Genomic DNA, 13117 nt, shown 5'->3' on the forward strand with positions numbered 1-13117 from the left:
AATTTCTAAATATCATGATAGTTATTGTTCTATGTATTATTCTAATTACAATCATTGTAATATACTATCGATACTATTGGACTAAGGTTGAGAAGCATTATGAATGTATTAATTATGAGAATTATTCATTAATAAAAGAATCTCCGTTTTCTGATGAGTGTAGTACTTATGAAATTTTAAGGAAAGAAAAAGCGATTTGGTTTAAGCGCGACGGATATTCATTATTTTATATTCAACTGAAACCAACAGATTCTAAAAATGTTGAATTAATTGGTTTAGATGGTTATGGTATCAGAAATATGGAGTTTAAAAAATATGTTTGTAAGTTAGTTCGTAAAATAAAATCGAAGCACCATAATTTGGTAACGTAAATAAAAAAAGGAAAGGTGAAAATTGAATTTTCACCTTTCCTTTTTTATTAAAAACAATGTAAGAATTACATTTTTACATCAGATAATTTCACTTCTTTAGCATCCTTATCTAACATTAATACTTCATCAAATCCTGCATTTTTAAACTGCTCGAATTGTGTAGCTGCATCACCAATGACTAGATATGCCATTTTAGACTCATCAAGATATTTATTCGCTAATGCTTTATGTTGTTCTAGGGTCATTCCTTGAATAATCGATTCTTCTTTAGCAATATAATCAGGTGACAAATCATATCTACCTATCTCTTGTAACATTCCCAATAGAGCTCCTTGTGTTTCAAATCTACGTGCATTTGATTTAATCAATGCGTTTTTAGTGAATTCTAAATCTTCTTCAGAAATCCCAGATTTGTACTTTTCAATTTCATCTTTAAAGATCTTCACAGATTCAAAAGTCGTATTTGTACGAACACTTGAAGATGCTGTAAATGTTCCTGGAATCTTACTACCTCCAAACCTAGTTCTGGCTCCATAGGTGTATCCTTTTTCTTCTCTAAGAATTAAATTTACATTTCCTGAGAAAGATCCTCCTAATTTATAGTTCATAACTGTAGCTGGGAAATAATCTTCATCTGTTCTAGCCATAGAAAGATATCCTATATTAATAACAGATTGTTTCGCATTAGGGATATCTACAAAATATAATGAAGATTTATCTCTATTATTTACAATCTCATATTCTGGAATTGTAACTTCTTTGCTTGCCCATTTGCTTTCAATATTTTTAAGAGAAGCCAAAGCCATATCCTGATTTAAATCTCCTACAATCTGAAATTTACTTACAGAAGGAGAAAAGTTATTTGCATAAAATTGTTTTAAGTCATCAATAGTAATCGATTCTACAGATTCTACTGTTCCGCTTGTTGGGTAAGCAAACATATGCTTATCTCCATAAAGTACTTTATTATATACATTTCTGGCTACTGCATTAGGGTTTGCCGAAGATCTTTTAATTCCATTGATGGTTCTGGTTTTTATTCTTCCGAATTCTTCTTCATCCCATCTTGGTTCTAATAATATCTCACCAACTAAATCCATCGTTTTATCTAGATTACGAACCAAAGTATTACCACTAATGATAATTGCTTCTCTTGTGGTAAACATTCTAATCGATGCTCCTAGCAACTCTATTTCTTCTTCTAATTGTTCTGGCGTTTTAGTTGCAGTACCTTCCATCATAATATCCGTCATAAGGTTTGCTACACCAACTTTATCAAAAGAATCTAACAAGTGTCCTCCCGATATCACTAAACTGAAATTCACTAGTGGAAGTTCATTTTGCTCAATACCATATACTTTCATACCATTAGATAGCGCGGTATTCCATGATTGAGGAATATTTAATTTAGGAGACTCTCCTTGTTTAGGAGCAACAGAACGATCAAACGCTGATGGTGTTTTTTGGATTTCTTCTTTTGTGTCCGCTACAGCAGTTTCTACATTCTCCTTTATTTCTTCTTCTACAACCGCAGCTTTTTCAGAATCTTTTGCTGCAAGATCAGCTTTTCCTTTAGGAACAAAGCTAGTAATCACATATGGTTTATCTTTTATATACTTGTTGTATACGTTAACCACATCTTCTTTTGTAACAGCCTTAATATTTTCTATATCTTCTGTTATAAACGCTGGATCACCAGCAAATACATTGTACTGTGCTAGCTGAAACGATTTTCCTAATACACTACTAATTCCATTATAAAACTGTGTTTCCAGACCAGCTTTAATACGCTCAATATCAGTATCTGTTATACCTTCTGTTTCGAATTTTTTAAATGCTTCAAAAACTCCAGCTTCGATATCTGCAAGGCTTTTTCCATCATTAGCAGTAACATTAACTCTAAATTTTCCAGCTATTTCCATAGAACTATTCCAGGCATTAGTATCCGAAGTAAGTTCTTTTTCCTTTACCAAAACCTTATACAACGGTGCTTTTTTACCTTCTGCCAATAATTCTCCTAAAAAGTCCAATGCATAGGCGTCTTTAGTATATTGCTCTACTGTAGGCCAAACCATATTAAGTTGCGCTGTAGTCGCAAAGTTATCTTCGTGCATAAATCGTTTGGTCTCAGATAAAGTTACATTTTGTACTTTAAGCTTTTCTACTGGTTGGCGTCTTTTTATCTCACCGAAGTATTTTTCTATCATTGCTTTTGCATCGGCTGTTTCAAAATCTCCAGCTAATACTAAAGTAGCATTGTTAGGTCCATAATACTTATCATAGAATTCCTTTACATCTTCAACGGTAGCATTCTGAAGGTCTACTAATTCTCCTATTACTTGCCAGTTATAAGGATGACCTTCTGGAAATATATTCTTGTCAATAACCCAACTGGTATGTCCATAAGGGTTATTGTCTACACGCTGTCTTTTTTCATTCTGCACAACTTCTTGTTGATTTTTAAATGCACTTTCTGTCACAGTATTGATCAAAAATCCCATTCTATCAGACTCTAGCCACATTACTGTTTCCATTGCATTTTTAGGAACTACTTCGTAGTATATTGTTCCATCCTGCCATGTTCCTCCATTCAATGTTCCTCCTACATCTTGGATTTTTTTAAAGAATTGATCTTGAGGTACATTTTCTGACTCCTGAAATAACATATGCTCAAATAAGTGAGCAAATCCAGTTCTACCAGTTTTTTCGCGGTTAGATCCTACACCATATTGAATTGCAACAGAAACAATCGGATCCGATTTATCCTGATGTAATACAACTTGAAGACCATTTTCTAATTCATACTTTTCGAAATCGATAGATAATTTACCTACTTCTTCGCTTTCTGATGGAGTGTCTGTTTCTTTCTTACAAGAAACTACTGCAAAAAATAAAAAGGAAATTGCTACAATGAGCGTCCTAGATATCAGAGTTTTCATGATTTAACTTTTTGATTTAAGCGCTAAAAATAGTTTAAGCAAATGAGTATTTATATTATTATATTATTAAATAAAAGTTAAAAAGAATATATAACTATCAACCAACACACTATTATTTTGTTTTTTTTTACGAATCTGCTATCATTTTTTAAGTATTGTATAAAATCAAAAAATCAACCATAAGACTCTATATACATATTGTCTTATGGTTGATTATACGCTATATAGCTTTATCTAAGTTTACAATTTTTCTCTTAATATGTGCATTGATTGGCAGCATTAGTACATTCTGTAGCAATATTGGCTAGCCTATTAGCAAACTCTTGAGAATTAGCAATTCCATTTGCTACGAATTTAATACCAAATTGACGAAGATTATGAGTCCAACCAATTCCTCCGTTAACATCTGGCTCTCGTAGTAACAAACCTCTATATGCTATATACACCTGCTTATCAACTTGGTGACTTGTTAGGTGGTTTCTGGATAAAAAACTATGATATTGTGAATTCCATTTTACATTAGCTTCATGAGATGTAATGAATCCAGCTGCCAGATCATCAAAACCTCTGGTAAGTAATACACTTACCCATCCATTGACCACACTTTGATTTTCAGGACATCTTCTTAAATATGACAGGTATGCTAATCTCACCACACATACAGCATCAAACTGTGGTGGTTGAGGAATTCTTGGTGGTCTAAAATCAGGATCATCTGGTGTAGAAAAACGTTTTTCTTGAATATCATTGACAGTATCTACCGATTCTATAGATTCGATAGGAGTTTCTTCTTTTTCACAAGAAACAGTAATTAATAACCCTAATACCATAGAACATACTATTAGGTAACGTAGTTTAAAAAAAAGAGTTTTCATGATTTGTATAATTTATATTGTTAATGAATTTTATGTTACAGATTTTGTAAATAGATTATCTACTTAGAAAATCCAATAGTTGTATGGTGATCATTACATGTTATCCATCAACATCGATAACATCAAAACAGATATACACACCTCCAACCCAATCGCAAACCAGTTCATCTAGTCCTCCTTGTATCATCTTTGTTTCTTTTCTGGACAACATCTTTACTCCCTTGATGTTCCATTCTTTTAAGTTTTTCATATTAAATTAAATTATAAATTATCCTTACTCTGTTTAGGATTTTCAGGTAGCTCCGTTTATGATTAATTATTTATGTGTCTAACAACTTATACAACTATAATTTGTACATATGTATCCAGGACCACATTGAGCGTTTGATGTACATTGTGGTGTTATGCAATAACCATTATTGCCACATACTCTATTTCTGAATGAACAATCTGAGTCGGATGTACAATCTATCTGTACTCCTCCTTTAATAAAAATCTTTTCGTTTTTCTTTAGGTGATGAACCCCTTTCAAGTTTAAAATGTGTTTTAACATATCTGTAAATTTTACGGAATTGTAATTATGTGAACATTTAAAGACACTCACATTTTGTGTCTGTTTAGGTATTTTATTCGTGATTGTTTTTTGATATTCTTTTAAGGCGTTTCCTCAAAATTAGAAGCGATTTTTCTTTAAAACAAAGACTTGATTTTCAGATTTATAAATTTGTACAGTGAAATATTCTAATGCTTTATGATTTTCGAAAAAACAATTTAAAAGTCACATTAACAGATAGTTAACAAATAAAACATAAGTGATTTAAATTTCCGTTACTCAAAAAAACTTGTAACCATTCCATATTCAGGTGACTTTGATTTAAGTAAATCAGTTGTAAGTTTTTGTTATGACACGAATATGATTTGATAAAATTTCCACGATTACAGCAGACTTGTGGTTTGATTTTTATTTCCAGCTCTTTAAAAATTAAAATCGATATTGATTCATAAAAAGAAGCCTCTTGAAAATAAATTTTCAAGAGGCTTCTTAATTTTAAAAAAAGGTATATTCTATTTTTTAAGAATGGTTTTACTATATGATTTGTTCCCTTGCCTTATATAGCAATAATATATTCCTTTTTTTAAATGAGATGTATCCAAATTATATTGCTTTTGACTGATTTGATTTTGATTTCCTGAATTGTATTCTAATACTTTCACACCATTTATATTATAAATATCGATCACTGTTGTTTCATTAATTCCTTTGTTCTCCTCTTCAATAAAAACTTTATTATCAAAAGGATTTGGATATACCTGAAACGTTTCTTGTTCTGAATTACGTGCCACTAATCTATCCGATTCTCTATTTATAAAACTAATATTGACCATTTTTTCGGCATAAAGAACTCCTCGAATGCCTAAGTCATCATTTAGGTAATCTTCAATGTTATCATATTCTCTTAAACTAAGATGCAACCGATGTTTTTTTAAATGAAAGTGAAGTGGATTTTCAAAAACATAAGGATAATTATCAGAATTATTAAATGAATCCAATAAACTATCGTTTTTTCTTATAGGAGGAATAATAACAGGTAATGACGCTCCATAAGGTGCAGTAGGCAACACTGTTTTGGATAATCTAAAATACCTTATTGTATCAATAACAGACTTATAATCTAAAATAACTCTTAGCCTTATATCTTTTTTTTTATTGAACTTCAATGAATCAGGTATTACCATTTCTAGTTTTTGAATTGACTTATCAGAAGTGTCATTGGGAATATCCGTAACAGAAATAACCAAATTAATCCGATTTCCTTTTGAAAACAATTCGTTTTGGGCATGGGTAATACTTGTAATTATTAAACATAGTAGAAGAAAAAATCGATGTGTTTTCATAGTGCACTAATTTTTAGATTTATAATCCTAAACAAATTATCACTATTTGAGCTTTTTTAATAAACGTAATTGTTCATTTTTATAAATTTAAACGGCTAAGTCTACACTCCTTTCTAACTTGTTGATATAATATGCTGGATTGACCCCAGTTTTACCTTTAAATACTTTTATAAATGTAGTATGACTTTTATATCCTAACTCTTTGGCAACCGCTCTAATGGTATAAGATCTAAAAACAGAATCATCTCTAAGTTTTAACAGTGCATAATTTACTCTTAACTCATTAATATATTGATTAAATGATTGCTTTCTTGTTTCATTTAATGCTTTAGATAAATACGTGGTATTTGTATTAAGAAGTTTTGCTGTTGAATATAGATTACAATCTTCTGATAAATAAAAATGAGTAGCTTCCATTTGTTGAAGTCTATTCAGTATTTCTTTTGCTTTTTCGTCTTCAATTTCTGGTTTAGTAATATCCTCTTTGGGTTTATCTAAAGATTTTTTATTGTGAATATTTTCAATAATAGTAAGAAACTTTTGTTCTTTAATTTTTGTTTTTCTTCTGTAACCAAGAAATACAGAAAATAATACTCCTAAAGATATTATAGAGATAAAAAGTATTACTTTTTTACTTGTTGCATTTTGTGTTTTTTCGCTTTCGAGTTTCTCATTTTCTAATTGAAAATCTTTTAAGTCATCCTCATACAATATATCCTTTGCTTTTAATTGTTTATCGCTTTTGTACTGTATAACTTTTTGTAATTTATCATAATAAAATATCTGTTGTTCCTGATTACTTGTTGCTTTTGAAATTTCAATAGCTAATTGAAACATATCCTCAATTTTATCGGTTTCCATGCGATCACCAATCAAACTAAAATTTTCATTCAGCAAAGAAATTGCTTCTTGATAATTCTCTAACTTAAAATAACACCTTGACATATAAAAATTGGCTATGTACAAATTAGTTTGTTGTCCACCAGAAATGTTATTCAGGATGTCTTTCCCTTCTTTTAAAAAACCCAGCGCTTTATGATATTCTTGTTTTTTAAAATAAATATCCCCAAAGTTGATATAGAAATAACTTTTGTATTCTAAAAGATTATTTTCTTCGGATAATCGAACTCCTTGGTTATATGTCGCTATCGCTCGATCTGACTCATTTAGCTCTGTGAGACATTTTCCTTTTCCTAATAAAGAACTTAAATACGTTTCTTTATACTGTATAAATTTATCATCATTTTCGTTTTCTAAAGTTTCTAAAATTAAATTAAAACTCGTCAATGCATCCTTATATCTATGCAGTTTCATTCTAGAATTTGCGATATTGGTTAGGCAAATAATCTCATATGAAAAACTACCAATAGTCTTAGAAAGTTCTTTTCCTCGAATATATGGTTGCAATGCATTATCGTAAGCCCCTATCAAGTAATAAGCACTGCCCAATAGCACATTGCTATCTATAATTCTGCTGGTATCTTTTAATTTTTCTGCAGCTTCTGTAGCTATTAATGTATTTTTTATTGTGGCTAAATAATTGGACCTAATATATTCGATATAAGCTAATTGATAACTAGATAAATATTGAATATTGTAATCTTTTTCTTTTTTCCCACGTTCAAGAAATAACTCGCTATATGCGATGGCAAGCGCAGAATCTTTATCCTCTGATAATGTTTTAGAAATTAAGCTGTTAATTTCTTGAACCGAATCAGATTTCTTTATGAACGATTTTATATGATCTGGAATACGATTTACATCCTTATGATTTGTTTCTTTATTCTGCGCAAAAGAGCTGATAAAAAAAAGAAAGGAAAGTACTTTACAAAAGTATCGTATCTGAGTTAACTTTAAAAAAAACATAGGTAGTGAGTATATATTGATTAGACATGTGTGTTAGAAATTATGTATAGGATTTCAAACATTCGTCCTATCTAAATAAGACAATTATAATTGTATTTTGTTACACTTAAAACTGAGCATAAAAAAGAATTTTATGCGGAAAATTTCAGTTAAAGTAGTGCTATTTTATCTTTTAAAAGTAAAGGTAAGTCGGGGAAAAAAACATATTACCCCTCTTTATATAAAATTAACATAAGTCCATGTTAAAATACAATTCTAACCAATAACCTCCATTCAATTTAAGACGTTTTATTATATCAGAAGTTAATTATCAGGTTAAAAATTGTCTAGCCCATACATTATGAATCTAATTATAGTAGCATTATTTACCCATGGTTTTCTTCTAATAAAGTATTAAAAAAGTATGTAACTCATGCATATAAAATAAGTGTACTGATTAATTATTAATCCCTAAAAAAACTTTTATACACTCTATGTTATTTTTTATTTCATTGTCTTTTTCAAGTACTTTATCGTAATATTTTATAGTACTCTTACTCAAGTGTCTAGCCAATGTGGGTTCGTAAGTATCCCAGTTGGAAGGATCTTGATCTGTATATGCCAGAATTTTATTGTTTTCTTCTTTTAAAAATTTCTCTAATTTTTCTTTTAAATCTTTACCAAATTTTCCTCCTACTACTTGTTGCAAGTCATCTATATTAATTTTTCTAGGTAAATAAATTGGTATATACTCTACCGTAGGGTCTTTTTCACTCATATCCTGCATGAACTCACTAAGATAATTAGGTATTTTATCTAGGTTAAATCCAGTTTTTGCATCGGCTATGATATTGTCTTGTTCAATTTCGTTAAACTCTAAATGAACCTCAGGATTATTTTGTTTGAATCTTTTAATCAAATGATTGATATATATACTTTTACCGTTAATAATTTCTACGAATACTTTTCGTGCATTTTTAAATTTTTCTTTTTGATTTAAGTAATTATATAGATCTAAAGTACTTAATAATCCACTATTATCTATAGCGCCACCATCTATATAATGTCCATGACCTGAAATCTTTGCAGCAGGACTGAAAAGCGGAAATCTGTTGGTTGTAGAGACAGCTTCGTAAAACGCTACCGCTTCTTTATCATTTTCCAACTGTGATAAATTATCCACATTAAAAAATACTTTCTTTTCAGGTTCTATATTGAGAGAGCAAAATACACCTCTTCTACCATTAGTCTTAGCTGTATTTACAATCAATGCGGGGAAATATTTTTTGTCATTTTTTTCACTATTAAAAATATTATTATACCAATATGATTGGAAAGATTCTGTGGTTAGATCCCTGTTTGTACTGTTCTCATCAGCTTCTAATAAATTCTGATATTTAACCATAGAATAGTATGCTCTGTCTCTATAAGTTCCGAATTTCTTAAACGGCCAAAATTTTCGTATCAAATCATACCCAAAGGTATATGATAAGTCCTTGGAGGCGAATTTTTCCAGAGCTACTTTTTCTATTCTATCATCTATAATGCTATAATCATTGTATTTTCCAGCTAATACGGAATAGAGAGATAATCCCATCATTCCTCCAGAAGCTCCAGAAAAAGAAACTGTTTGATCAAGAAAAACACCATCTGTGTTTTTTTGAAGTGTATTTAACAGCTTCATTGTCCATATGTTAGCCTTTAAAGCTCCTCCATGAGATGCTACAAAAAAGAGTGGTTTATCTACCTTATTGTGTATTGTATCTTCGAAGGTTTTTAAAGATAGTTTCTTGTCCGATATTGTTGTATCTGATGTGTTTAATTTATGAATATTACTTTCGGTTGTAAATGATACAATTAGTGAAATTATTACCAACACAATGGATAATGAAATTATTTTTTTTCCTCGTTTCACTATCCTTTTTTGGCCTTCAAAATCTATTAATTTTGTTGCTCTATTTACATCTACTCCAACATAACTTCTATACTCTTCGAAACTCATGGTTATATCCTGTTGTTTTCCTAATACGTCTATTACAAATACGTATTTTAATATACAGGCTAACAGGTAATATATAATGTAAAAATAAGACAGTAAAATAGCCATTGCATTCACGATGGGTAGGTCATATGACACAGCAAAATTACAATATACGAGTAATGAAAAAACAAATATTGAGAAAATAAAAAACACTAATAAATAATTAAATACATCACTAATATATCGCAATATTGGAATACTATAATTACGGGCTATTTCACCTCTATAAAGTCTAAATAGCACGTACAATAATGATATCATAAATGTGGTAATCTGTAATAACCAATAGGTGGCATAACTAAATTCACAAAAAGCGATTGCTATTAAAAGTATAATTACAACTATAAAATTCACAAAAAATAAGAGTGTTCCTTTTTTGTTTAACTCTTTTTTCTGAGACCCTTTTAGATATAATGCATAGGCTAGAAGAATAAATGGTACAATACAAAACACCCAATTCATAAGTTGAATAAATCCTAGATTTTCTTTAACAAAAAGAAACTTAGGTAAGAAAGATTTATATATATAAAAATGCCAAATACATAGTATAGCTAACCCCAAACAATATCTAAAATACTTTGATAAATAATCAGGTGTATAAGATCCTGTTTTCTTCTGAAAAGTATAAATCGGATACAGGCGTAACCACAAATGTACATACCATAAATGATCATCCTTACTATTATTAATATCTTTAGCATAATACACATAAATAGGGTAATGTGATAGGACTAAAGCAAACATAGCAATCAATACATAGCATAAGATTAAAGAACCTTGATCTCTTTCTATCATATCTATCAATAATGTATAAGATTGATCAAACCCTTTAACCATCAATAGAATAACTATCAAAACAATAATACTTAAAAGAGAAGAACGCCTGAACTTATTAAATGAAACAAAAAAACTATGTAACCAATCCATTACTTGTTGTATTATATTCATCGTATTAATTTTATATTCTTACTATAATATTGACTTACTAGTAAAGTAAATTTCTTTAGGATACAATTATTGATAATGGGGTATTTTTCACAGTATTGCAATCAACATCTGTGATCAATTGGTGGGGATTCTATAGTCTAAATATACAAAAAACATGATACCAACATAGTACACATTATCAGGTATTTTTGTCATTTAATACTTGTTTTAATTGCGTTGAATATAAGTATTGTTGATGGTTACTATACTTACTTCATATATTGCATATAAATACAGTATGCTATAAACAGTTAACGATTAAAATTTAACCGTTATAAAAGTAGTACTATTTGCTGGATGTTAACAGGGGAAAAACACTGTTTTTGAAAAACAATCTTTTATTAAATGTTTATTATTAATGTAGTTACCCTAACCAACCATCTCGATCTAAACTGCGATATTGTATAGCTTCAGAAATATGATCTCCATTTATAGATGCTGTTCCTTCAAGGTCTGCGATCGTTCTGGATACTTTTAGAATTCTATCATATGCTCTGGCAGAAAGGTTTAATCGTTCCATAGCGGTTTTTAGCAGTTTTTTAGAAACGTCATCCAATTCACAATATGTACGTAATTGTTTTACTCCCATCTGGGCATTATAATGAATATTCTTTAACTCCTGAAATCGTTTGGTTTGTATATCTCTGGCCGTAATTACTCTTTTTCTGATATCTACACTAGTCTCTCCTCTTCTTTCTTCACTCAATTTATCAAAAGGCACAGGTGTAACTTCTATATGGATATCAATACGATCTAGCAAAGGACCTGAAATCTTACTAAGATATCGCTGCATCTCTGCAGGAGATGAAGTAACTGGCGCATCGGGATCATTAAAATAACCTCCAGGACTAGGATTCATGCTTGCTACTAACATAAAACTTGAAGGGTACGTAACTGTAAATTTAGCTCTGGAAATTGTCACTTCTCGATCTTCTAGTGGTTGCCTCATCACTTCTAATACTTCTCTTTTAAATTCTGGGAGTTCATCCAAAAACAAAACTCCATTGTGAGATAATGAAATTTCACCTGGTTGAGGATAGCTACCACCGCCAACAAGTGCAACATTGGAAATAGTATGATGAGGGCTACGAAATGGACGCTGCGCCATAAGCCCAATATTATCTTTGACTCTACCTACCACACTATGGATTTTTGTTGTTTCTAATGCTTCTTGAAGAGACATTGGTGGTAAAATACTTGGTAATCGTTTACTAAGCATGGTTTTACCACTACCTGGAGGTCCAACCAAAATAATATTATGACCACCAGCAGCAGCAATCTCCATGCATCTTTTTATACTTTCCTGTCCTTTGACATCTGCAAAATCAAACTCAGGATTATCTAACTCCTTATAAAATTCTTCTCTTGTATCCACAATCGTCTGTTCTAAAGATCCTTTGTCATCAAAAAAATCAATCACTTCTTTGATGTTTTCCACTCCGTATACATCTAGGTTATCAACAATAGCTGCCTCTTTTGCATTTTGTTTTGGAAGAATAAAACCTTTATATCCCTCTTCTCTAGCTTTAATAGCTATAGGTAATGCTCCTTTAATTGGTTGGAGACTTCCGTCTAGCGAGAGTTCTCCCATAATAAGATACTCAGAAATATGTTCACCTTTTATTTGATTACTAGCGGCAAGGATTCCAAGTGCAAGAGTTAAATCATATGCCGATCCTTCTTTTCTAAGATCAGCAGGAGCCATATTAATAGTAATTTTTTTACCTGGAAGTTTATATCCATTATTCTGTAATGCTGCAGCAATCCTAAAACTACTTTCTTTAATTGCATTATCCGGTAATCCAACCAAATGATATCCTATTCCCTTATCTATATTAACCTCTACTGTGATTGTGGTAGCCTCTACGCCAAAAACTGCGCTCCCAAAGACTTTTATTAACATATGCTCTATTATTTGATTAACCTAATCGTATTATATTTTTATATATAATACTATGTGTTTATAGGAAGACATATGTTACCTCTGAAATTAATATTTTTCAATATGATTTAGAAAAAGAATGTTGATCTAAAAGGAAGAAAACTGTCTAGTCATACTATATCTTTTCAGATACTTGAGAATACATTCTGGAAAAGAAAACGACTACAAATTGATTTTGAAATAAAATGTTGTACGTGAGAAATTAGATCTACATTTAATTC

General features: G+C 30.3%; 8 protein-coding genes. 1 reads left to right on the forward strand and 7 read right to left on the reverse strand.

Annotated elements, in window-relative coordinates; translation table 11 throughout:
• The first annotated feature begins 14 nt into the window (after positions 1-14).
• On the forward strand, positions 15-371 hold the full coding sequence (locus tag QBK95_RS00830) for a hypothetical protein (RefSeq protein WP_280929541.1): 357 nt from the start codon (positions 15-17) through the stop codon (positions 369-371).
• A gap of 65 nt (positions 372-436) precedes the next feature.
• Here QBK95_RS00830 and QBK95_RS00835 read toward each other — a convergent pair whose 3' ends face one another.
• The 7 genes from QBK95_RS00835 to QBK95_RS00865 form a co-directional block, all read right to left on the reverse strand.
• Positions 437-3310, reverse strand: coding sequence for a M16 family metallopeptidase (locus QBK95_RS00835; RefSeq protein WP_280929543.1), 2874 nt, complete (start codon positions 3308-3310; stop codon positions 437-439).
• Between the two features lie 254 nt (positions 3311-3564).
• Positions 3565-4185 carry a hypothetical protein gene (locus QBK95_RS00840; protein WP_280929545.1) on the reverse strand — a complete coding sequence of 207 codons (621 nt, stop codon included), beginning with the start codon at positions 4183-4185 and terminating at the stop codon, positions 3565-3567.
• 100 nt (positions 4186-4285) lie between these two features.
• Positions 4286-4435, reverse strand: a complete 150-nt coding sequence (locus QBK95_RS00845) for a hypothetical protein (protein WP_280929547.1) — start codon at positions 4433-4435, stop codon at positions 4286-4288.
• 815 nt (positions 4436-5250) lie between these two features.
• Positions 5251-6081 carry a T9SS type A sorting domain-containing protein gene (locus QBK95_RS00850; protein WP_280929549.1) on the reverse strand — a complete coding sequence of 277 codons (831 nt, stop codon included), beginning with the start codon at positions 6079-6081 and terminating at the stop codon, positions 5251-5253.
• Between the two features lie 87 nt (positions 6082-6168).
• A complete protein-coding gene (locus QBK95_RS00855; RefSeq protein ID WP_280929551.1) occupies positions 6169-7947 on the reverse strand; it encodes a helix-turn-helix domain-containing protein in 1779 nt (592 codons plus the stop codon).
• A 436-nt stretch (positions 7948-8383) separates the two neighbouring features.
• On the reverse strand, positions 8384-10915 hold the full coding sequence (locus QBK95_RS00860) for a patatin-like phospholipase family protein (protein WP_280929554.1): 2532 nt from the start codon (positions 10913-10915) through the stop codon (positions 8384-8386).
• A 403-nt stretch (positions 10916-11318) separates the two neighbouring features.
• The gene (locus QBK95_RS00865) at positions 11319-12857 is read right to left on the reverse strand and encodes a YifB family Mg chelatase-like AAA ATPase (protein WP_280929556.1); all 1539 of its coding nucleotides are present in this window, start codon (positions 12855-12857) and stop codon (positions 11319-11321) included.
• Positions 12858-13117: the final 260 nt, after the last annotated feature.

Source organism: Aquimarina mycalae, from assembly GCF_029906345.1.
Lineage (GTDB): Bacteria > Bacteroidota > Bacteroidia > Flavobacteriales > Flavobacteriaceae > Aquimarina.

What these genes read in the sequence shown, in the direction of transcription:
- QBK95_RS00865 (WP_280929556.1), bottom strand. Translation starts at nt 12,857, where the DNA reads ATGTTAATAAAAGTCTTTGGGAGCGCAGTTTTTGGCGTAGAGGCTACC.
- QBK95_RS00850 (WP_280929549.1), bottom strand. Translation starts at nt 6,081, where the DNA reads ATGAAAACACATCGATTTTTTCTTCTACTATGTTTAATAATTACAAGT.
- QBK95_RS00845 (WP_280929547.1), bottom strand. Translation starts at nt 4,435, where the DNA reads ATGAAAAACTTAAAAGAATGGAACATCAAGGGAGTAAAGATGTTGTCC.
- QBK95_RS00835 (WP_280929543.1), bottom strand. Translation starts at nt 3,310, where the DNA reads ATGAAAACTCTGATATCTAGGACGCTCATTGTAGCAATTTCCTTTTTA.
- QBK95_RS00860 (WP_280929554.1), bottom strand. Translation starts at nt 10,915, where the DNA reads ATGAATATAATACAACAAGTAATGGATTGGTTACATAGTTTTTTTGTT.
- QBK95_RS00840 (WP_280929545.1), bottom strand. Translation starts at nt 4,185, where the DNA reads ATGAAAACTCTTTTTTTTAAACTACGTTACCTAATAGTATGTTCTATG.
- QBK95_RS00830 (WP_280929541.1), top strand. Translation starts at nt 15, where the DNA reads ATGATAGTTATTGTTCTATGTATTATTCTAATTACAATCATTGTAATA.
- QBK95_RS00855 (WP_280929551.1), bottom strand. Translation starts at nt 7,947, where the DNA reads ATGTTTTTTTTAAAGTTAACTCAGATACGATACTTTTGTAAAGTACTT.